Source organism: Dyella choica (assembly GCF_003977665.1).
In the GTDB taxonomy this organism is placed as follows: Bacteria; Pseudomonadota; Gammaproteobacteria; order Xanthomonadales; family Rhodanobacteraceae; genus Dyella_B; species Dyella_B choica.
Map to the genome: position 1 here is coordinate 100,859 of NZ_RYYV01000009.1, position 19,774 is coordinate 120,632.

A 19,774-nucleotide genomic window follows, 5' to 3' on the forward strand; every position below is an offset into this window, starting at 1 on the left:
GAGCTTGGACACTTTTCGGCCGGGGGCAATGCGCCGAACCGGCGTCGTTTGGCGTTGCTCGCCCGGCCCGCCGACCAGGCGAACGCTAGCGCCCACCCTTATCGGTTGAGCATGGTGTTTTTGTAGAAGATCCCCAGCCCAGTCGAACCGGCGTGCCTGGAGAGGATATCGCCGACCTTGCCGGCGGTTTCCTTCCTGCTCCAATCCGCCTGCCATTCGAGCATGACGGGCAGCCAAGTGATCGGCACCGCGCCTGCTTGCACCAGGCGCTGAACGGCGCGTTCGTGCGATTCGGCATCGTAATCGCCGCTGGCGTCCGTCACCACGTAGACCTCGTACCCTTCTTTGAGCGCCGAAAGGGCTGGCAGCACGACACAGTTATCGGTCCACAGTCCCGCCATGATGATTTTCTTGCGGCCCGCCTTGCGTGCCTCATGCACGTAATCGACGACTCGCGGATCCTCCCACGCATTGATGGTCGTGCGGTCGATCGGCGTGACGTTAGGCGCCGCGGCCTGGATTTGCGGGAACACCGGTCCACCGAAGCCCTTTGCGGTGATGGTGGTGATGAGAGTCGGCACCTTGAACGCTTGCGCCGCCTCGGTCAGTCCTTCGGCGTTGTTCAGCAGCGAGTCGATGGAAGTAGACCGGGTCGAAAAGGCGAATTGGGGCTGCATGTCGATCAGCATGACCATGCTGTTATCGGGTGTCAGTTGGTCCAGCACGGGTGTTGCCGCGTGTGCTGCGGCACCGGAGACAGCGAGCGAGAAGGCAAAAATTGCCGAAGACAAGCGTGACATGATGTTTCCTTGACAGGGAAAAGATGGGTACGAGAGGTATGGAGCGGTGCGAAGCGATGCCCCGCTGGGCCGCTACGTGGCCGAATGAGAGCGAACGGCTGGGAGATCGACCAATAAAAGCTCCTGACCCTGCTCGCCGATGGCCGTGACCGTGAAAGCCTGGGCGCTGGCCCAGGCCATGGCATCACCCGTTTCGAGCCGCTCGGGCGTGCCACCGTGAGCCGTTCGTACTTCTACCGGGCCGCTGGCCACGTGCAGATAGAGGCTGCGCTCAGGCGTCGGCGCGTAGCCTAGCGGGGTGTCATGCCGCGGGCGGGTCAAGTAAAGCTCCGCATCCTGATCCAGTGGCAGGCTGTCGTGCTCGTTCCGTCCGGACGCAATCAACTGCCACCGGCCTTCGCGTTCGGACAGGTCGAATCGCTTGATACTGATGCTCGGCGAAAGATCGCGTTGCCGCGGCGTGAGCCATACCTGCAAATGGTGGTCTACCGCTTGGTCGTCAGCATTCATCTGGCTGTGGTAGATGCCCGCTCCCGCTCGCATCATCAGGACCTCGCCCGGCTGGATGACGGCCTTGTAGCCCAGGCTATCGGCATGCGCGATGGCTCCCGAGAGCGGAATCATGAAGATTTCCATGTCGCGATGCGGATGCATGTCGAAGCCGCTTGCCGGTTGCACCCAGTCCTCATTGAGGACGCGCAGCGCACCGAATTGAGTGCGCGAAGCTTCCTGATAACTTCCGAAGGAGAAACTGAAGCGTGCTTCGAGCCAATCGATCGCCAGCTTGCCGCGCGACTCCGAGCGGCGAATTTCGTAGGACTCCATTTCAGTATTTCCGTCTGTTCGGCTTCATGGCCGGTGAGGTCACTGTAAAACTTCCAAATGGGACTTAGTTGTACGATCCTGGAACTTGATTAAGTCGCAAATGGAATGAAATGGAAGGACCTTCCCTGCAACATCTGCGCGCTTTTCGCGCCTTGGCCGAATTGATGTCTTTCAAGCGCGCGGGCGAGCGCCTGGGAGTCGGCGGCAGTGCTGTCAGCAAACTGATCGCGAACCTTGAGCAGGACCTGGGCGCGCAGCTGTTTCAGCGCACTACCAGAACATTGACCATGACCGAGGCCGGAGCGGTGCTCTATGACTCGGTCGTGCGCATCCTCGACGAAACCGAGTTGGCCGTCGAGCGACTGAGAGACCAGGGTACCCAACCTCACGGGCAACTGCGCGTTTCGCTGCCACATTCCTTCGGATTGCGCTGGGTGTCTCGGCGCGTGCCGGATTTTTTGGCGCGTTACCCTCATTTGACGCTCGACCTGTCGCTCAACGACCGGCACGTCGACCTGGTGGCTGAGCGATACGACTGCGCGCTGCGCATCAGCTCGGCACTGCCGGATTCTTCGCTCTATGCTCGGCGAATCGGTGCCGTTTCACGTGTGCTGGTGGCTGCGCCACGCTATCTGAGGCACGCGCCGGCACTGAACAGTCCTGCCGACCTGGTTCACCATCGGGCCTTGTTCTATGCCCATTCCGACCGGGTTGCATGGCCCTTCGTGGTCGATGGCCGCGAGCTGGCCATTCCTGTGAATGGCCGCCTGAAAGTGGACAGCAGCCTGATGCTGCGCGATGCGCTTTTGGCTGGGATGGGCCTGACCCTCACACCGCATTTCATCGTTGACGACCTGATCGAGGCCGGGCAACTGATATCGCTACTGCCGACATTTCTGCCTGCTACGCATGGTGTTTACGTCGTCACTTCGCAAAGAAAACATCTGCCCGGCAAGACGCGAGCCTGGATTGAGTTCATCGAGCAGGAACTCCAAGCGAGTGGCTATGGCATATAGCCTGGGCAATGCAGGCTGCCTGACCTCAGGGGCTAACCAGAACGCGCGAGGTATAGCTCTCGACCACCAGGCTGAAGGGCTGGTTGTCACCGGTGTACAGCACAGCGCGGTGCTGCAACACGTGGTCGGGGATGGCCAGCGGCTGGCCACTTGAGGGCGGCAAGGGCTTGCCGCTGTCCCAGCCTTCGGGCAGGGGCGACCACAGCAGCTCGGCCGAAAGCGTCTGGCGGCGAAAGTGCAGCGGCTGGACGACTTTGCCGAACGGTACGTCGGAAGTATCCAGTTGATGGTTCATGTCGGCGGTCAGGCGAGAAGGCACGTACCAGTTGTCCGCATCGGACAGCACTACGTCACCGCAGCTCAGGGCCACCCGGCGGTAACGCACCGGTTCGTCCGGACCAATGCCGAGCAGCGTGCGCGCATCATCGGGCAACGGTTTGTCATTCCCATGCACGCGATGGGCAACCACCTTTGCGTCCGGCGACAAGTGGTGCGCGGCGCACCAACGCTCCAGCGTAAGCGTCGCGCTCGGGTGGCTCAGCAACTGCGCGTTCAAGGTCTGCAGTTCGGCCAACGCCTGCGTACGGCTGAGCGGGGTGTCCGGCCAATTCCGTGGCGACTCGCGCGCCAACAATGGCGATGCGCAGATAAGCGTAGCCATCACAGTAAGCCAGCTAAAACCGCGGGGAAAGTTGCGCATGTCTCACAGTCCTTTGGCCGCCTGCGCGACTGCACGGAATAGCGCGCGGCCCTTGTTCATCGTCTCTTCCCATTCTGACGCAGGGTCGGAGTCGTACACGATGCCCGCGCCCGCCTGGACGTGAAGGCGACCGCCCTGGATGACTGCGGTGCGGATGGCAATGGCGGTGTCGGCATCACCCCACCAGCCGATCCAGCCGATGGCGCCCGCGTAGATGTTGCGCTTGCAGGGCTCCAGTTCCTGGATGATTTCGATGGCGCGGATCTTTGGCGCGCCGCTGACGGTACCGGCCGGGAACGTTGCCTTGAGCACGTCCATGTAGCTCAGATGCGGCTGCGCATCGCCCTGCACCTGCGACACGATGTGCATCACATGCGAATACCGTTCGATCACGAAGGATTCGTTGACCTCGACGCTGCCGGTTTCGCAAATGCGGCCGATGTCGTTGCGGCCCAGGTCGATCAGCATGACGTGCTCGGCGCGTTCCTTGGGATCGGCCAGCAGTTCCGCTTCGAGCGCCTGGTCCTCCTGCTCCGTGGCGCCGCGCCTGCGCGTGCCGGCGATCGGGCGCACGACTACCTTGCCGTCCTTGAGGCGCGCCAGGATTTCCGGCGACGAGCCTACGATCTGCGTGTCGCCCAGGTCCACGAAATACATATAGGGGGAAGGATTCATCGCGCGCAGCGCGCGGTAGACATCCACCGGCCTGGCATTGAAGCCGACGCTCAAGCGCTGTGACGGTACGACCTGGAAGACATCCCCCGCGCGGATGTATTCCTTCGCGCGCTCCACCACCGCTTCAAATTCTTCGCGCGTGAAGGAGGATTTGAAATCGCTCTCGTTCAACGCAGTCGATTGGGTGAGCTGCGGATACGCCGCACCGCCCTGCCGCAACCGATGCGTGAGCGCGTCGAGGCGGCGTTGTGCCTGTGCGTAGGCTTGCGGCTGTGCGGGGTCGGCGTGGACGATCAGGTACAGGCGCCCCTTGAGGTTGTCGAACACTGCGACTTCCTCGGCCAGCATCAGCAGCACATCGGGCGTGCCCAATTCATCGGGGCGGTCCCATTGCGCCAGGCGCGGCTCGATGTAGCCCATCGTTTCGAAGCCGAAATAACCCACCAGCCCGCCACTGAAAGCCGGCAGCTGCGGCAGGCGTGGCACGTGGTACTGCCGGCGCAGCTGTTCGATTCCGGCAAGCGGATCGTCCAGGTGGCAGCGCTCGGTGATTTCGCCGGCGTCCTCCACCTCCAGCTCATGCCCACGCAGGCGGTAAACGCGCTTTGCCGGCAGGCCGATGATCGAATAGCGGCCCCACGTCGCACCGCCTTCCACCGACTCGAACAGGAAGGTGTACGGGCCGTCGGCCAGCTTGAGGTAGACCGACAGCGGCGTGTCCAGGTCGGAGAACACTTCGCGCACCAGCGGGATGCGGGTGTGTCCTTGCGCGGCGAGCGCGTCGAATTCGTCGCGGGAAATCACGTGGGGGGATTCCGTGAAACGCAGGAGAACCTGGGATTGTATAGGCAGCCCGCGTTTTGTCTCCCTCCCCTCGCAAACAGCTTGCCCCTCCCCTGAAAAGGGAGGGGGCGTCTGCCTGAGCATCAACCCGCCAGGCGCTGCCTCGGCATGCCATGCAGGCGCAGGCTGAAAGCCACGCCGTTGCCGTCTTCGAGATTGCGCGCCGAGGCTACGCCGCCATGGCGCTCGGCCACCAGGCGCACCACGTACAAGCCAAGACCCAGGTGCGGCGCGTCGCCGGGCGTGGCCTTGTCGCGCAGGCTGACGAGCGAATCGAACAGCCGTCCCTGCATCGCCGCCGGCAAGGGCGGCCCTTGGTTGGCCAGCTCGATCTCCGCCCCGCCGTCGATGGCCCGCAAGGTGAGCCGCAGCCAGCCTTCGACGGGGGTGAACGAGAGGGCGTTGTCGAACAGCTTGTCCAGCGCCTGTGCGATCAGCTCCGGCGCGCCGTGCAGATGCACCGGCTGATCAGGCAGCGCGCATTCCAGCTGGCGCGTGCCGGCCAGCGGTCGATAAGCCTCGGCACAACCGCCCACCACCTCGGCCAGATCGACGTCTTCCGGTTCGGCAGCTGCGATGGCGCGCTCCATTCGACTGGCTTCACTCATCGCGCGCACCAGCGTACCCAGGCGGGCCACGCCATCCCTCGCGCGCGCCAGATAAGGCTGGGCTTCGTCGGAGAGTTCGGCATGTTCAAGGTTGTCCAGCGAGGACTTCACGATCGCCAGCGGCGTGTTCAATTCGTGCGAGAGCTTTGAGGCCAGCGTACGCAGGTAGTCGGTGTAGCCGCCCACCGCCTCGAACAGTTTCTGGAAGCTGCGGGCCAGGTCGCCGATCTCGTCATCCGCTTCGGCCATCGGAAAATGGCTCTGGATCATTTGGCCGTCCAGACGGCCGTCATTGAGCTGGGCACGCTCCACCGCATCGCGCAAGCGGCCAAGGCGCAGACTCAGGCGCGTGGCGAAGAACAACAGGATGGCGCCAGCTACCAGGGTCACCCCGAAGCTGGTCAACAGCAGGCTGAAGAAGGCGCGGTTGGCCAGCAAGGGCACGGCTCGGCTCGCCTGTTCCAGCAACAGCACGCCGACCACGCTCTGGCCGCGCTCCACCGGCACAGCGGTGGCCAGCACCACGCTGTCGCGTTGCTCACCCTGGCGCCACAACGTCGTTGCTTGGCCCTTGCCGGCGGTTTTCACCTCGGGCAGCTCCAGGCGCGGGGCGTCAGTGGTCCAGGCTTCGCCATCCTCCAGCGGATTGGCGAGTAACCAGTGATAGATCACCGACGACCACCAGCTCGGCTGCGCACCGGAGGTGGTCAGCCGACCGCTCTGCGCCAACAGCCATCCCTCCGGCGCAACCAGTCGTGCGCGCGTGCCGCCCGGCGCCAGCTGCGCTAGCTCCTGCGACAGATACTGCGAGTAGCGCCAGAGCGGGCGGACATCCACCGCAAGCGGATCGCCTCCATCGGCCGCCGCATAGACACCCACCCCGAGCGCGCTCAGGCCGAGACCACGCGGCAGGCGCAGTTCGGCGTGATAACCGCTGCCATCCTCCTGCCACTGCCCCACGATTCGGTCTGGCAGGTCGCCGGCAGGCGGATCGAGCGTCAGCGCCGTGAAGGCACCAGGCGCCGCGCTGGCGATCAGGTAACGCCGATGCTGGTCGCCTTGTACCAGTTGCAGGATCAGGTGGTCTGCTGACAGCGCATTGACGTCGCCGGCATCGGCACGCATACGGCGCGATGCACGCACGTCGATGTAGAGATAAAAACCGTTCTCGTCCTCCGCCAGCAGCAGTTTGCTTTGCTTGCCCAGCGACTGGCTCCACGGCGTCATCGGTGCCCAATCGTCACCGTAGCCATCGATGACGATGGGATTCACCGCCTGCTGAACATACCAGCCCGTACCGGGCTGCGGCAGCGGCACATCGGTGACCGCAAGGCTGCGGGCGACCGCTGTGGCGGTGGCGGTCAGCGCCTGCTCCTGCCCCTGGCGCAGCAGGGTTTCCATCTGCCGCACGTACAGCCAGCCCGCCACCGGCAATGCAAGGGTGCACAGGGCCACGAGCAGAAGTTTTTGGCGCAGGCTCATGCTTGATACCGATCGGTGGATGCTTTGATCTATGCCACGTAGCCCGTGCCGCGCGGGATGCACAGTTGCGCAGGCTGGGATGATCATCCCTGCATCGCGCAGTTGCATGCATGGCAATGCTGGGTTTTACAAGGCAAGCCTACGCCGCCAGTTTACGGCTTGGCGTTCGCGTGCATCGGGGTGGAGCCCTTTTCATACGTCATGTAGCTGGAGCGCTGCACCACTTGCTTGAAGGTGTCGATCAATGCCTGCCGGTTCGGATCATTCGCAGCAACCGTCATCGACCAGCTATAGCGAATCCCGCTCGGCTTGCCGGGATCGCAGAACACCACGACGTCATCGACCTTGTCGGAACCTTGAAAGAGCACTCCCTGGCAAGCGATCCCGTGCGGATCCTGCAGCGCAAACACACTCGCCTTGCCGTGCGCATCCGATTGCAGGTAGTGCTGGCGATCATCCTGCAGTTCGGCGGCTAGCGTGGGCAATTTGGCCGGCCATACGTTGAGCACCATCACACCTTCCGGCTTGCCGCTCCATTCGCCTTGATAGAGCACCAGGTTGACACCGATGGCGGCAGCATACTTGCAGCAGTCCTCGGTCCAGCCCTTGGGCAGGTCGGTCATGATCGCCCAGCCCGGTGCCTTGCCATCAGTCTTGCCGTACGCCATCACATCCTGCCCACCCGCCTGCTTGGCGTACGCAAACGGCAGCAAAGTGCACAGCAGCAAGACAAGCAGCAAGCACCGCTTCACGGACGCCACCGGTAGCCGACGCCATGCACGGTCTCAATGGCATCGAACTCCGCCGCCACGGCGATGAATTTCTTGCGGATACGCTTGATGTGCGAAGTGATGGTGGCGTCGTCCACCACCAGCTCGGCTTCACGCATCAGCTGGTCGCGGTTTTTCACGTGGCCGGGGAAGCGCACCAGGGTGTGCACCATCCAGAATTCGGTCACGGTAAGCGGCACTTCCTCGCCGTTCCAGGTAACGCGCATGCGCTCGGATTCGAGCTTGAGCGGACCGTGCCCGATCACGGTTTCGCTGGAGGCCGGCGCCTTCAACGACTCGATGCGGCGGAACAGCGCGGCGATGCGTGCGGCCAGCTGATGCAGGCTGGTGTCCTTGCTTAGGTAGTCGTCGGCGCCCAGGCGCAGGCCGGAGATCACATCGAAGTCTGAATCGCGCGCAGTGAGAAAGATGATCGGCAAGGTGGCCGATTTCGCGCGCAGTTCGCGGCAGAGGTCGAAGCCGCCTTCCGGCTCGTCACCCAGGCCGATGTCAATGATGACCAGTTCGGGCAGGCGGATGGCGAAGGCATTGGAAGCCTCCTGCCGCGAGCCGTAGCCGCGCGTGTCGTAGCCGAAACGGTTCAGGGCTTCGACGTAATTGGCGCGAATGAGGGGTTCGTCTTCGACGATGGCGATGCTGCGTCCCATGTGGATTCCTCGTGAGGATGGCGCGCAGGGTGCTATGCGGGACGGCGCCAGCGCAAGCCGGAGAGGCAGCTTGCCCGCGTTCTGCCACATTCCGTCGGCCGAACGCCCTGGAGGTGCCGGCGGTGACGCCCCGCGCGGGTGTCTGATAGGCCCAACGCAACCCAGCAACGAGCCAAACCCATGCGCGCCGACCCTTCCATCGACCCCAACGCGGAACTGCGTACCTTCGAGCCGCTGCGCGTGGTACTGGCCCTGGGTTCCCTGCTGCTGGCGGCCCTGCTGAGTCTGCACTGAGTTCTACCGAGTAAAACTGCCGTGGAAGGCACGGGCGCGACCGGCGCGCCCAGGATGGGCGCCGGTCGCGCCAGCCGCCGAGATGGATCTGAGCGGCAGCTCGCAAATCGCGTCACCTAGCCGTTTTCCGCTCAATCATGGTCCTCTGGCGTTCCTTCCCCTCCCTCTGGAGGGGATTTTTTTGCCCCCTAAAATTTTTTCCCCGCAGCGGGAACCATTCGCAGGGAGCCCGGTCCGAATACCTGGCAGGCGCATTGTCCATTGCCGTGGAACTCGCCGAGGCCTGAAGGACGGCCGAGCCTCCCGTCCTTCAGCCGCGCGCAGGCTGCAACTGCCGATGGTGTCTCCTCTAGCGTCATTCCGACGCCCCTCCAGCCCGGCACAGACTTCCCCCTGTGCCGGGTTTTTCTTTTTTGGAGGACGGGTTCAACCGATGGCGGCGCGCATCTTGCCGATCACGCTGGCGTAATCGGGCGCACCAAAGATGGCCGAGCCGGCCACAAAGGTGTCAGCGCCGGCCGCCGCAATCTCGGCAATGTTGTCCGCGCTGACGCCACCATCGATTTCCAGGCGGATGTCGCGACCGCTGTCGTCGATCAGGCGACGCACATGGCGCAGCTTCTGCAACGCCTCGGGGATGAATTTCTGGCCGCCGAAGCCGGGGTTCACCGACATGATCAGCACCAGGTCGAGCTTGTCCAGCACGTGGTCGAGCCAGTTCAGCGGCGTGGCCGGGTTGAAGACCAGGCCCACCTGGCAGCCGGCATCCTTGATCAGCCCAATGGTGCGATCCACATGCTCGGTCGCTTCCGGGTGAAAGCTGATCAGGCTGGCGCCCGCCTTGGCGAAATCCGGCGCGAGGCGATCCACCGGCTTGACCATCAGGTGCACGTCGATCGGCGCGGTGATGCCGTAATGGCGCAGCGCCTTGAGCACCATCGGCCCCATGGTGAGGTTGGGCACGTAATGGTTGTCCATTACGTCGAAATGCACCCAGTCGCCACCGGCCGCGAGCACCTTGGCGGTGTCTTCGCCCAGCCGGGCGAAATCGGCAGAGAGGATCGAGGGGGCGATGACGGGAGATTGTTTGGCCATGGCAGGGATTCGGAAACGGGAAATGAGGAACGCGCCGACTTTCAGGCGCGAGAAGCTCACATTCTAGCGGGATGCAGACGCCTGCCGTTCCCGGTTCGTCCGCTATTTGAACCCGCGCTCCGCCTTGATCCGCTCGTACGCCGCATTGATCTCGCTGGCGCGCCCCTCCGCCCGCTTGCGCATCTCGTCCGGCAGGTCGCCCAGGCGATCGGGATGGTGTTCGGAAATCAGCTTGCGGTAGGCGCGCTTGATGACACGCTCATCAGCATCCCTGGTTATGCCCAGGACGGCGTAGGGATCGGGCCCTTGGGTGTTCCGCTGTGGCGGCACGTAACCGCCGCCCGTGCCGTAGGCACGTCCGCGTGCACCGGCAGCGCCTTGCCATACGTAGCCCTTCATCGCCATCAAGGCCATCAATTCCATGTCGCTGATGCGCAGGGCAAAGGCCAGCTGGCGCAGGATCGCCATCTTTTCCGGCGATGGGCTGCCTTCGGCCAGCACCGTCTCGATCACTACGTCGACCAAGGGAAAGGCGTGATCGCGGCGCAGACCCGCCCACTGGCGCAGCGAGTTGATCGGGCCGGTTACATCGAACTCGGGTTGCTTGCCCTGGTTGAACGCCTGCACTGCTTGCTGACGCGCGTCCCCATCCAGCCCCATGCGTTGCATGATGCGTTCGGCGGTGGCGATTTCGGCTTCGGATACGCGGCCATCGGATTTGGCAATCGCACCCAGCAAAGCGAACAGCGGCGAGATATAGCCACCCGCTTGGGGCGTCGCTGCACGCCGTTGGCTATAGCGCAAATTGTCGAACACGAAGCCTATGATGGCGCCCACTCCCATGCCCACGAAGCCGTGGCCAAGCAACAGGCCCGCCATCGCGAACCAGAAAGTGTAGCTGTAGCTCATGGGTGCGCAGCGGCCTGTGGTTGCGGAGTCTGCGCGCTATACCAGCGCGCCAGTTGATCCAGTTCCGCATCGCTGAGCGGACCGATGGCGGTACGCATCAGTGGCACGTTGCGCGTGCCGTCGCGGTAATCCTTCAATGCGCTGCGCAAATAATCCAGCCGTTGCCCGGCGAGATTGGGGGCGGCGGGTATCTGCGCCATGCCGGTTTCGCCATGACAGGCCGCGCACAGGCCCAAGCGCGCCGGCTTGGGCGGCAGGTCGGCAGCAAGCGCTGGCAGGGCACAGGTCAAACCGAGTGCCGCGAGCAGGACGAATCGCATGGGAAGCACACAGGCATCAAAGTCGTCCATTCTATAGCAGTGTCTTCCCGCGTCGGCCGGTACAATGGCCAGCTTGCCTTAGCTTTCGGAGTGCGCCGTGCCTACCACCCTGCTGCAATCGAACCTGCCTGGCCTGGAACTGATCCACCGCGGCAAGGTGCGCGACGTTCACGCGTTGTCCGGCAACCGCCTGCTGATCGTGGCCACGGATCGCCTGTCCGCGTTCGATGTGGTGCTGCCCGATCCGATTCCCGGCAAGGGCGAAATGCTTACGCAGATCTCCAACTTCTGGTTCGGCAAGACCGCGCACATCGTGCCCAACCATCTGTTGCATACGCCGCTGGAAGAGGTGCTGCCGCCCGGCACGGACCTGCAGTTGTACCGCAAGCGCGCCGTGGTCACCAAGCGCCTAAAGCCGGTTCCGGTGGAAGCCATCGCCCGCGGCTACCTGATCGGTTCGGGCTGGAAGGATTACCAGGCCAACGGTTCGCTGTGCGGCATCAAGCTGCCTGCCGGCTTGCGCCAGGCCGAGCAGTTGCCGCAACCGATCTTCACTCCGTCGACCAAGGCGGCCGTAGGCGATCACGACGAAAACGTCAGCTTCGACGCCGTAGTCGCGGCAGTCGGCAAGGACCTCGCCGAACATGTGCGCGACGCGACCCTGGCCATCTACAAGTGGGCTGCCGCCTACGCGGCCGAGCGCGGCATCATCATCGCCGACACCAAGTTCGAATTCGGCACCGATGAAGACGGCAAGCTGTACGTGATGGATGAAATGCTCACCCCGGATTCCTCGCGCTTCTGGCCCGCCGACCAGTACCAGGTGGGCATCAGCCCACCGAGCTACGACAAGCAGTTCGTGCGCGACTATTTGGAAACGCTGGACTGGAACAAGCAAGCACCGGGCCCGCAGATTCCGGCGCAAGTGATCGCCGGCACTTCGGCCAAGTATGCCGAAGCGCTGCAGCGCCTGGCCGGCATCACGCTGGAATGAGCGCATGAACGCCTGGATCTGCCTCGGCCTGGCGATCCTCGCCGAGGTAATCGCCACCAGTGCGTTGAAAGCGTCCCATGGCTTCAGCCAATGGGTGCCCAGCCTGGTGGTGATCGTGGGTTACGGCATCGCCTTCTATTGCCTGAGCCTCGCCCTGCGCAACGTGCCACTCGGCATTGCCTATGCGATCTGGTCCGGGGCGGGGACCGCACTGATCGCGCTGATCGGCGTGGTGCTGTACAAGCAGAAGCTCGATCCGGCCGCCCTGCTTGGGATCGCGCTGATCGTCGCGGGCGTGCTGGTTCTCAACCTGTTTTCCAACAGCAAGGCGCATTGATGACGCCCGCATCCGGCCAACGCAATATGAGTGAGTGGCTGGCCAGCTACAGCCAGGACCATCAACACCCCGTCAATCGCGTACTGCACTGGATCTGCGTGCCACTGATCGTGTGGAGCGCCCTGGCCTTGCTGTGGACCGCACCGGTACCCGAATCCTTGCTGCGCCCGGGAGCGTGGGCAGTATTTACGATCGTGCTGGCGTTTGCATGGTATTGGAAGCGTTCGCATCGCCTGGGCGCTGCCCTGTTGGTGGCACTGTCCATTCTGGCGCTGATCTGTGCGTGGCTCTTCGCGCCACTGGGGCCGACACGCATGCGCTGGCTTGCGGTGGGCGTGTTCGCGATCGCCTGGGCGGGACAGTTCATCGGCCACCTATTCGAGGGAAGGCGGCCGAGCTTTTTCACCGACCTGGCCTATCTGCTCGTCGGCCCGGCGTGGCTGATGGATAAACTGTTGAACCGCATCGGCCTGAAGGAAAAACCATGACGGGTTTGCTTGCGCTGCTAAGCAGCCTGATCTGGTGGGTCCTTTTCAGCAGCATGGGAGCGGTTCTTCCCAGCGCGATCGCCTGGGTGGTGTTGCGCTGGAGCGAAGGCGCGACGGTGGTGTTCAACCGTACTTATCTGGCGTGCCTGGTCTGGAGCTCGTTGACGCTGCTGATGGGCGCGATGGCCGCGGCGCACGTTGGTATCACCCGTCCGCCCTTCGGGCCTCTGCTTGCCAGCGGCGCGTTCAAGGTATCGCTGGTGTTGTCGATGTTGATTGGCGTGCTTGCGTTGTGGCGTTTGATCCCGCGGGTGGACGCACGTCGGATTCGCATTGGCAGCGCCTGTGTAGCGGTGGCCGTGGTGATGGCCATAGTGTTCGGTATCGCGACCACACTGGTGAGTTCGTAGGCTAGGCTGACCAGCCCAGCATTCTTTCGACCCGCCGATAGCGGGATTGCCGTCCCGGCCCACGCCCCTCCGCTACAAGGGAGGGGCGTAATAAAGCCTCGGGTTAGCCGGTTACGCGCTTCACCGCATCCACCACATTCGCCACAGTGAAGCCAAAGTGCTCGAACAACGCACCGGCCGGCGCGGAAGCACCGAATGTGCTCATGCCGATCACTTCGCCATCCAGGCCCACGTACTTGCGCCAGAAATCGGCGCTGGCCGCTTCCACCGCAACGCGCGCACGGCACCAACCGGGCAGAACGCCTTCGCGGTATTCCAACAGCTGGGCATCGAACACTTCGTTGCAAGGCATCGAAACCACGCGCACCGGCACGTTCTGTTGCGCGAGCGTGCGCGCAGCCTCCATGGCAAGCTCGATTTCGGAACCGGTGGCGATCAGGATCGCCTTGAACTTGGTATCGGCCGGATCATGCAACACATACGCGCCACGCTTGATATCGGCCAACTGCTGCGCAGTGCGTTGCTGATGCTTGAGCGTCTGGCGCGAGAAGATCAGGCAGGACGGGCCCCGCCGGTGCTCGATCGCCTCCTTCCAGGCCACTGCCGATTCCACCGCGTCACAGGGACGCCACACACGGTTGTTCGGAATCAGGCGCAACGAAGCGAGGTGCTCCACCGGCTGGTGCGTGGGGCCGTCTTCGCCCAAGCCGATCGAATCGTGCGTGTACACGTGGATGGAGTGCGCGGGAATCAGCGCGCTCATGCGCACTGCGTTGCGTGCGTAATCGGAGAACACCAGGAAGGTGCCGTCGTAGGGAATGAAGCCGCCGTGCAGGGCCAGGCCGTTGGCGATCGCGCTCATGCCGAACTCGCGCACGCCATAGTGCACATAGTTGCCATCCGGTCCGGTGACGCTCCGGCTGCCCTTCCACATGGTGAGATTGGAGCCGGCCAGGTCGGCCGAACCGCCGATCATCTCCGGCAGCAGCGGACCGAATGCATCCAGCGCCATCTGCGAGGCCTTGCGGGAAGCGACGTCCGGGCCATCGGCCTGCACTTTGTCAACGTAGCCCTGCGACTGCCTGGCCCAGTCGGCCGGCAGTTCGCCCGCCATGCGACGGCGGAATTCCGCGGCAAGTTCAGGATAGGCGGCTGCATACTTGGCGAAAGCTTCGTTCCACTGCTGCTCGCGCTCAGCGCCGACTTTCTTCTTGTCCCATGCCGCATAAATGTCCTCAGGGATCTCGAAGGGCGGATGGCGCCAGTCCAGTGCATCCCGCGCGGCCGCCACTTCGTCCTTGCCAAGCGGCGCGCCATGCGATTCTTCCTTGCCCTGCTTGTGCGGGGCGCCGAAACCGATGATGGTCTTGCAACAGATCAGCGTGGGCTTTTCGTGCTGCGCCGTCGCGGCGGCGATCGCCTTCTTCACGGCTTCCGAATCGTGACCGTCCACGCCACGAATCACGTTCCAGCCATAGGCTTCGAAACGCTTGGGCGTGTCGTCGGTGAACCAGCCTTCCACTTCGCCGTCGATGGAAATGTTGTTGTCGTCGTAGATCGCGACCAGCTTGCCCAGCTTCCACGTACCGGCCAGCGAGGCCACTTCGTGCGAAACACCTTCCATCAGGCAGCCATCCCCCATGAACACAAAGGTGTGGTGGTCGACGATGGCATGGCCAGGGCGATTGAAGTGTTCGGCCAGCAGTTTTTCCGCCAGGGCAAAACCGACTGAGTTGGCCAGGCCCTGGCCCAGCGGGCCAGTGGTGGTTTCCACGCCTGGGGTTTCGCTCGCTTCCGGATGGCCGGCGGTCTTGGAATGCAGCTGACGGAAGCGCTTCAGTTGCGCCATCGGCAGTTCGAAGCCGGTCAGGTGCAACAGCGCGTACTGCAGCATCGAGCCATGGCCGTTGGAAAGCACGAAACGGTCGCGGTTGGGCCATTTCGGGTTGCCGGGGTTGTACTTGAGGAAATCGTTCCACAGCACTTCGGCGATGTCGGCCATACCCATCGGCATGCCGGGGTGGCCGGACTTGGCTGCCTCCACGGCATCCATGGCAAGGGCGCGGACGGCGTTGGCAAGTTCGCGGCGGGACGTCATCAGGGTATCTCCGGGGGCAGGCGCAAAACGTCTATTGTCGCCGATTGACGACTTCCTGTCGTCCGACACCTAGGGATGAGCGGGACTTTGCGCCTGCCCGGCGCCATGGCGTGAAACACAGTTTAATTTTTAATATTGAACTACGCGGTATTGAATTTATCGGACGCGTCCTTATCTCCTGGCCACGCATCGCTAAAGCGTGCGTACGGGCGTTCGGCTTCCCCCTCTGTGCCGAGCTCCCGACCCATGCATAACAAGGAGTACTCCATGAAGAAGTCGCTGTTCGCTGTTGCCCTGGCCGCCGCCGGTTTTGCTGCCGTACCCGCTGCCGCGTTCGCCCAAAGCGCCTCCTCCCCGACGGCCCAGCAAGGCTGGTATGTCGATGCCGAGGTCGGCTACGGCCAGATCAACAAGGGCCCCTACGATTCCAAGGGTGACGCCATCGGCGGCCTCAAGGGCGGTTACCGCTTTGCGATCAATCCGGCCATGTCGGTCGGCGTGGAGGCCGGTTACGAGTACCTTGGCCGCATCGATGCGCGCTATTCGAATGCATCCTCGCTCCGCTCCAAGCTGTACGGCCCGACGCTGGGTGCGAACCTGCGCTACAACTTCAGCCCGGACTGGTATGGCGAAGTGCGTGGCGGCGCTTTCTATGCCCAGGGCCAGGGCCTCACCGATAGCACCAATCCGAACTACCAGCGCTTTGATCGCACCCGCTACTACGCCGGCGTGGGTGTGGGCTACAACATCAACCAGCACTGGAGCGTAGGTGTGAACTACAACTACTACGACGGCTCCAACCGCAGCCATGGCGTGCAGTTGCAGACCAATGCCTATACCGCGCAGGTGGAATATCGCTTCTGATCGGGCACGCTATCGACTGCAAAACGAAAAGAGCGCCTCTCGGCGCTCTTTTTTTGTTCGTACAACGACCTATCAGCCCTTCCACTGGCCCAGCGCGGCCAGGCCATTGTCCTTGGCGCGGGCATGCACCACTTTCTGCGCGTCGCCGTAATGGGTCTTCATGTCCTTCGACCACAGCTTCAACGCGGCCTGCTGCATGGCGCGGCCGTAGGAGAAGGACAGCGGCCACGGATGCGGACCCATGCGGTTCATCGCATTGAGGTGCGCGGTGGACTGTTCGTCAGTCTGGCCGCCGGAAAGGAACACGATGCCCGGCAGGGTCGCCGGCACGGTGGTCTTGAGCACGCGCACCGTGGCTTCGGCCACTTCCTCGACGCTGGCCTGCTCATCCGCATCCTTGCCCGGAATCACCATGCTGACCTTCAGAATCGTGCCTTCCAGCAGCACATTCTGCTCGTACAGCGCATTGAACAGGCTGCGCAGCACGGCTTCATGCACTTCGTAGCTCACTTCGATGCTGTGGTCGCCATCCATGATCACTTCCGGCTCCACCATCGGCACCAAGCCGGCTTCTTGGCACAGCGCGGCGTAGCGGGCCAGCGCGTGCGTGTTTGCTTCGATCGCGGTGGAGCTGGGGTTGTCTTCGCTGATATTGATCACGGCGCGCCACTTGGCGAATTGCGCGCCAAGCTTCACGTACTCGGCCAGCCGCTCGCGCAGGCCGTCCAGGCCTTCGGTCACCACGTCGCCCGGGAAACCGGCCAGCGGCACCGTGCCCTTGTCCACCTTGATGCCCGGGATGATGCCGTTCTTCTTCATGATCTGGGTGAACGGCACGCCATCCTTGGTGGACTGGCGGATCGTCTCGTCGTACAGGATCGCACCGGAAATGTGTTCGGACAGATTCGGCGTGGTGAGCAGCAGCTCGCGATAGGCGCGGCGATTTTCCTCGGTGTTCTCGATGCCGACCGACTCGAACCGCTTCTTGATGGTGTTGGTCGATTCATCGATGGCGATGATGCCCTTGCCCGGAGCCACCATGGCCAGGGCAACGCTCTCGAGATCTTCAATGCTCATGGGACGACTCCGTAAAACTTTGGCGGCACTTGGCCGCAAGGGAGGGATGCCGCCCATTCGGGCGGACAAGCTGGAAAGCGCGCGATTATAGCCCCATCCCGTCGGCGGGGCGTTCAGGGGCCGCCTGGGGAGGTCTATCAGGCCTCGCCGTAGCCGGGCAGCTTGCAGGGCGCCATCAGCTGTGCGCGCCGGGCCGGGTCGTCGGGAGCATTAAAGGGAACGATGTAGTAAGTGGCTACCGGCGTATGGTTTTTGTTGCCTAGCGAAGGGCCATAACGGAAATTGGACACCGCGCTCACTGCCGCCTTGCCCAGGTCGCTGGGTGGCGCCAACTTGGCCACCTGTACGTTCAGCGGTACGCCATCGGTGTCGATCAGGTAGGTGACCGCCACGCAGCTGGGCTTGTAGATGTTCACGCCGCTGTTGGGCACGTCCACCGAAACATCGCGGTTGAGCAGGACCCAGTCATTGAACAACTGCTCCGGCGCTACCTTGCGCGCCTCTTGTGCCATGGCCGGCATGCCGGCTGCCAGCAAGGCTGCCACGAGCAGGGATGAGGCAATACGAGTCGTCGTGCGCATGGCGGAACCTCCGATGTCGAGCTGTGGGGACGTGGCGCCAGTCTAGCCAACCGACGGCGCTCCGGCGTAGCGCCTTGGCGCTCCCGTTACAGATCGCGCAGGCTTTCCACCACGCCATCCGCCCCCACTGACAGCAGCTTGAGCGTATTGGTGCCGCCACCCTTGCCGATGTGGTCGCCGTGCGTAAGCACTACCCGATCGCCTTCCGACAGCTTGCCTGCCGCAAACAGCTGGCGCACCGCTTCACGAGCCGACACCGCCGGGTTCAAAGTGTCATGCGTGAACTTCACCGGCTGCACATCGCGCAGCACCAGCATGCGGCGGCGCGCATCGTCAAACGGCGACAGCGCGTAAATCGGCACGGCGCTGCGGTAGCGCGAAAGCCATTGGGCGGTGGCGCCCGATTCGGTCAGGGCCACGATCGCACGCACGCCGATCTCGCTGGCCAGCAGCATCGCCGCGAGCGCGATCGCCTGGTCGGTACGATCCAGGTGATGCGCATCCTTGGTGAGGTCTTCCTTCGGCTCGAACTGGCGCTCGGCCCCCAGGCAGATGCGGCGCAGCGCCGCCACCGCCTTGTCCGGATGCGCACCCGCCGCCGATTCTTCGGACAACATCACCGCATCCGTGCCGTCGATCACGGCGTTGGCCACGTCCAGCACCTCGGCGCGGGTGGGGATGGGGGAACGCACCATCGACTGCAGCATTTGCGTTGCGGTGATGACGGCGCGATTGCGCTGCACCGTTTCGCGGATGATCTTCTTCTGCAGGCCGGGCAGCTCGGCATCACCGATCTCCACGCCCAGGTCGCCGCGCGCCACCATCACCACATCGGAGGCATCGATGATTTCGCCAAGCACCGGAATCGCATCAGCGCGCTCGATCTTCGCCACCAGCGATGCGTTGCCGCCGGCCTCCCTGAGCAGGCGACGCGCGAGGTCCATATCGGCAGCCGAGCGCACAAACGATACGGCCAGGAAATCCGCGCCGATTTCTGCGGCGAGCTTGATGTCCGCCTTGTCTTTATCGGACAGCGCATCGACAGACAAACCTCCGCCCTGGCGATTCAATCCCTTGCGATCGGAAAGACGCCCCCCGATCAGCACCCTGCAGCGTATTTCGCTGCCGGCCACTTCAAGCACCGTGAGCGCGACCAGGCCGTCATCCAGCAACAGGACATCGTCCGCCTGCACATCCCTGGGCAAGCCCAGGTAGCTCACACCCACGCGCGTGTTGTCGCCGGGCGGTGCATCGGCGCGGCAATCAAGCACGAACGGATCGCCGTCGCGCAACTCGATCGGACCGTTGGCAAATCGCTCGACGCGAATCTTCGGCCCCTGCAGATCGGCGAGGATGCCCACTTCACGGCCCACCTTTTCGGCCGCCTTGCGCACCGCCGCCGCGCGAGCGCGGTGATCGTCGGGCTGCCCATGCGAGAGGTTGAGGCGTACGACGTTGACGCCTTCGGTTAGGATTTTCTCGAGCATCCCGGGCGCATCGGTGGCAGGCCCTAAGGTGGCGACGATCTTGGTGCGGCGGGAGGGGGTGTCGGTAGCCATTGCGGGAGTTTTGGAAATTGTCGGACGAGACTAGCAGAACACCATGGCGCCCCTGCAATATCTTTTTGTGTGCAAACGTATGCAAGATTGCATGTGGCAGCGCGGCATGACCGACTCTGGCGATTTGGACGGAAAGACGTAAAAGCGCGTTCTGTGCGAGCTGGCACACGTGTGCCGCCGGAACGCATGTCTATACGAAGGCGCATGGTACGCACACGCACCCGCTGTCGGATCGAGCTCACGCGTCAAAGGCGGTCATGCCGCCATCGAGGGCGTCGCGTACGAGCCGGATTTCTACAAGTGCGTCATCGGCTACGACGGCAGCCATGATCTGCGCGTGCCATCGAGCAAAGGCGACGCC

Annotated in this window: 20 protein-coding genes; 6 read left to right on the forward strand and 14 right to left on the reverse strand. The window is 63.4% G+C overall.

The features are described from left to right. Nucleotides 1–98: 98 nt before the first annotated feature. Both EKH80_RS13395 and EKH80_RS13400 read right to left on the reverse strand, forming a co-directional pair. Nucleotides 99–800: a hydrolase gene (locus EKH80_RS13395; protein WP_126685276.1), complete on the reverse strand. Its 702-nt coding sequence runs from the start codon at nt 798–800 to the stop codon at nt 99–101. Between the two features lie 72 nt (nt 801–872). After that, the gene (locus tag EKH80_RS13400) at nt 873–1,625 is read right to left on the reverse strand and encodes a pirin family protein (protein WP_126685277.1); all 753 of its coding nucleotides are present in this window, start codon (nt 1,623–1,625) and stop codon (nt 873–875) included. Between the two features lie 110 nt (nt 1,626–1,735). Between EKH80_RS13400 and EKH80_RS13405 the strand changes: the two genes are divergently transcribed. Further along, complete coding sequence (locus tag EKH80_RS13405; RefSeq protein ID WP_126685278.1) at nt 1,736–2,641, forward strand: LysR family transcriptional regulator; 906 nt, start codon at nt 1,736–1,738, stop codon at nt 2,639–2,641. A gap of 25 nt (nt 2,642–2,666) precedes the next feature. Here the strand turns inward: EKH80_RS13405 and EKH80_RS13410 are convergent, their stop codons facing one another. The 8 genes from EKH80_RS13410 to EKH80_RS13445 all read right to left on the reverse strand — a co-directional run bounded on the left by EKH80_RS13410 (nt 2,667) and on the right by EKH80_RS13445 (nt 11,005). Next, nucleotides 2,667–3,341 (reverse strand): hypothetical protein, encoded by a 675-nt coding sequence (locus EKH80_RS13410; RefSeq protein ID WP_126685279.1) that lies wholly within the window; start codon nt 3,339–3,341, stop codon nt 2,667–2,669. A gap of 3 nt (nt 3,342–3,344) precedes the next feature. Beyond that, nucleotides 3,345–4,820 carry an anthranilate synthase component I gene (gene trpE, locus EKH80_RS13415; RefSeq protein ID WP_126685280.1) on the reverse strand — a complete coding sequence of 492 codons (1,476 nt, stop codon included), beginning with the start codon at nt 4,818–4,820 and terminating at the stop codon, nt 3,345–3,347. Nucleotides 4,821–4,942: 122 nt separating this feature from the next. Continuing rightward, a complete protein-coding gene (locus EKH80_RS13420; RefSeq protein WP_126685281.1) occupies nt 4,943–6,949 on the reverse strand; it encodes an ATP-binding protein in 2,007 nt (668 codons plus the stop codon). A 152-nt stretch (nt 6,950–7,101) separates the two neighbouring features. Beyond that, nucleotides 7,102–7,689 (reverse strand): hypothetical protein, encoded by a 588-nt coding sequence (locus tag EKH80_RS13425; RefSeq protein WP_126685378.1) that lies wholly within the window; start codon nt 7,687–7,689, stop codon nt 7,102–7,104. 8 nt (nt 7,690–7,697) lie between these two features. Continuing rightward, complete coding sequence (gene pdsR / locus EKH80_RS13430) at nt 7,698–8,387, reverse strand: proteobacterial dedicated sortase system response regulator (RefSeq protein WP_126685282.1); 690 nt, start codon at nt 8,385–8,387, stop codon at nt 7,698–7,700. A 720-nt stretch (nt 8,388–9,107) separates the two neighbouring features. Beyond that, complete coding sequence (rpe, locus tag EKH80_RS13435; RefSeq protein ID WP_126685283.1) at nt 9,108–9,776, reverse strand: ribulose-phosphate 3-epimerase; 669 nt, start codon at nt 9,774–9,776, stop codon at nt 9,108–9,110. 102 nt (nt 9,777–9,878) lie between these two features. After that, nucleotides 9,879–10,685 (reverse strand): co-chaperone DjlA, encoded by an 807-nt coding sequence (djlA, locus tag EKH80_RS13440; RefSeq protein ID WP_126685284.1) that lies wholly within the window; start codon nt 10,683–10,685, stop codon nt 9,879–9,881. Continuing rightward, nucleotides 10,682–11,005, reverse strand: coding sequence for a c-type cytochrome (locus EKH80_RS13445; protein WP_126685285.1), 324 nt, complete (start codon nt 11,003–11,005; stop codon nt 10,682–10,684). The genes djlA and EKH80_RS13445 overlap by 4 nt, the downstream gene beginning before the upstream one ends. A 97-nt stretch (nt 11,006–11,102) precedes the next feature. Between EKH80_RS13445 and EKH80_RS13450 the strand changes: the two genes are divergently transcribed. From EKH80_RS13450 to EKH80_RS13465, 4 genes are read left to right on the forward strand one after another with little or no spacing between them, the layout of a single operon-like run. Continuing rightward, on the forward strand, nt 11,103–11,999 hold the full coding sequence (locus tag EKH80_RS13450; RefSeq protein ID WP_126685286.1) for a phosphoribosylaminoimidazolesuccinocarboxamide synthase: 897 nt from the start codon (nt 11,103–11,105) through the stop codon (nt 11,997–11,999). Between the two features lie 4 nt (nt 12,000–12,003). Beyond that, nucleotides 12,004–12,336 (forward strand): DMT family transporter, encoded by a 333-nt coding sequence (locus tag EKH80_RS13455; protein ID WP_126685287.1) that lies wholly within the window; start codon nt 12,004–12,006, stop codon nt 12,334–12,336. Then, nucleotides 12,336–12,824 carry an Mpo1 family 2-hydroxy fatty acid dioxygenase gene (locus EKH80_RS13460; protein WP_230473674.1) on the forward strand — a complete coding sequence of 163 codons (489 nt, stop codon included), beginning with the start codon at nt 12,336–12,338 and terminating at the stop codon, nt 12,822–12,824. The genes EKH80_RS13455 and EKH80_RS13460 overlap by 1 nt, the downstream gene beginning before the upstream one ends. After that, entirely contained in the window at nt 12,821–13,234 is a 414-nt protein-coding gene (locus tag EKH80_RS13465; protein ID WP_126685288.1) for a hypothetical protein, read from the forward strand. Before EKH80_RS13460 ends, EKH80_RS13465 begins: the two co-directional genes overlap by 4 nt. 103 nt (nt 13,235–13,337) lie before the next feature. Here the strand turns inward: EKH80_RS13465 and tkt are convergent, their stop codons facing one another. Beyond that, nucleotides 13,338–15,332: a transketolase gene (gene tkt, locus EKH80_RS13470; RefSeq protein WP_126685289.1), complete on the reverse strand. Its 1,995-nt coding sequence runs from the start codon at nt 15,330–15,332 to the stop codon at nt 13,338–13,340. A gap of 267 nt (nt 15,333–15,599) precedes the next feature. Here tkt and EKH80_RS13475 point away from each other — a divergent pair, with 267 nt between their 5' ends. Then, nucleotides 15,600–16,196 carry an outer membrane protein gene (locus tag EKH80_RS13475; RefSeq protein WP_126685290.1) on the forward strand — a complete coding sequence of 199 codons (597 nt, stop codon included), beginning with the start codon at nt 15,600–15,602 and terminating at the stop codon, nt 16,194–16,196. Between the two features lie 72 nt (nt 16,197–16,268). Here the strand turns inward: EKH80_RS13475 and EKH80_RS13480 are convergent, their stop codons facing one another. The 3 genes from EKH80_RS13480 to pyk all read right to left on the reverse strand — a co-directional run bounded on the left by EKH80_RS13480 (nt 16,269) and on the right by pyk (nt 19,413). Next, nucleotides 16,269–17,273 carry a class I fructose-bisphosphate aldolase gene (locus EKH80_RS13480; RefSeq protein ID WP_126685291.1) on the reverse strand — a complete coding sequence of 335 codons (1,005 nt, stop codon included), beginning with the start codon at nt 17,271–17,273 and terminating at the stop codon, nt 16,269–16,271. A 137-nt stretch (nt 17,274–17,410) separates the two neighbouring features. Further along, entirely contained in the window at nt 17,411–17,854 is a 444-nt protein-coding gene (locus tag EKH80_RS13485; RefSeq protein WP_126685292.1) for an energy transducer TonB, read from the reverse strand. Between the two features lie 86 nt (nt 17,855–17,940). Continuing rightward, nucleotides 17,941–19,413 carry a pyruvate kinase gene (gene pyk / locus EKH80_RS13490; protein ID WP_126685293.1) on the reverse strand — a complete coding sequence of 491 codons (1,473 nt, stop codon included), beginning with the start codon at nt 19,411–19,413 and terminating at the stop codon, nt 17,941–17,943. Nucleotides 19,414–19,774 lie beyond the last annotated feature (361 nt).

Coding starts and splice junctions, on each gene's coding strand:
- EKH80_RS13395 (WP_126685276.1), bottom strand. CDS start 800: ATGTCACGCTTGTCTTCGGCAATTTTTGCCTTCTCGCTCGCTGTCTCC.
- EKH80_RS13400 (WP_126685277.1), bottom strand. CDS start 1,625: ATGGAGTCCTACGAAATTCGCCGCTCGGAGTCGCGCGGCAAGCTGGCG.
- EKH80_RS13405 (WP_126685278.1), top strand. CDS start 1,736: ATGGAAGGACCTTCCCTGCAACATCTGCGCGCTTTTCGCGCCTTGGCC.
- EKH80_RS13410 (WP_126685279.1), bottom strand. CDS start 3,341: ATGCGCAACTTTCCCCGCGGTTTTAGCTGGCTTACTGTGATGGCTACG.
- EKH80_RS13420 (WP_126685281.1), bottom strand. CDS start 6,949: ATGAGCCTGCGCCAAAAACTTCTGCTCGTGGCCCTGTGCACCCTTGCA.
- pdsR (WP_126685282.1), bottom strand. CDS start 8,387: ATGGGACGCAGCATCGCCATCGTCGAAGACGAACCCCTCATTCGCGCC.
- rpe (WP_126685283.1), bottom strand. CDS start 9,776: ATGGCCAAACAATCTCCCGTCATCGCCCCCTCGATCCTCTCTGCCGAT.
- djlA (WP_126685284.1), bottom strand. CDS start 10,685: ATGAGCTACAGCTACACTTTCTGGTTCGCGATGGCGGGCCTGTTGCTT.
- EKH80_RS13445 (WP_126685285.1), bottom strand. CDS start 11,005: ATGCGATTCGTCCTGCTCGCGGCACTCGGTTTGACCTGTGCCCTGCCA.
- EKH80_RS13455 (WP_126685287.1), top strand. CDS start 12,004: ATGAACGCCTGGATCTGCCTCGGCCTGGCGATCCTCGCCGAGGTAATC.
- EKH80_RS13460 (WP_230473674.1), top strand. CDS start 12,336: ATGACGCCCGCATCCGGCCAACGCAATATGAGTGAGTGGCTGGCCAGC.
- EKH80_RS13465 (WP_126685288.1), top strand. CDS start 12,821: ATGACGGGTTTGCTTGCGCTGCTAAGCAGCCTGATCTGGTGGGTCCTT.
- tkt (WP_126685289.1), bottom strand. CDS start 15,332: ATGACGTCCCGCCGCGAACTTGCCAACGCCGTCCGCGCCCTTGCCATG.
- EKH80_RS13475 (WP_126685290.1), top strand. CDS start 15,600: ATGAAGAAGTCGCTGTTCGCTGTTGCCCTGGCCGCCGCCGGTTTTGCT.
- EKH80_RS13480 (WP_126685291.1), bottom strand. CDS start 17,273: ATGAGCATTGAAGATCTCGAGAGCGTTGCCCTGGCCATGGTGGCTCCG.
- EKH80_RS13485 (WP_126685292.1), bottom strand. CDS start 17,854: ATGCGCACGACGACTCGTATTGCCTCATCCCTGCTCGTGGCAGCCTTG.
- pyk (WP_126685293.1), bottom strand. CDS start 19,413: ATGGCTACCGACACCCCCTCCCGCCGCACCAAGATCGTCGCCACCTTA.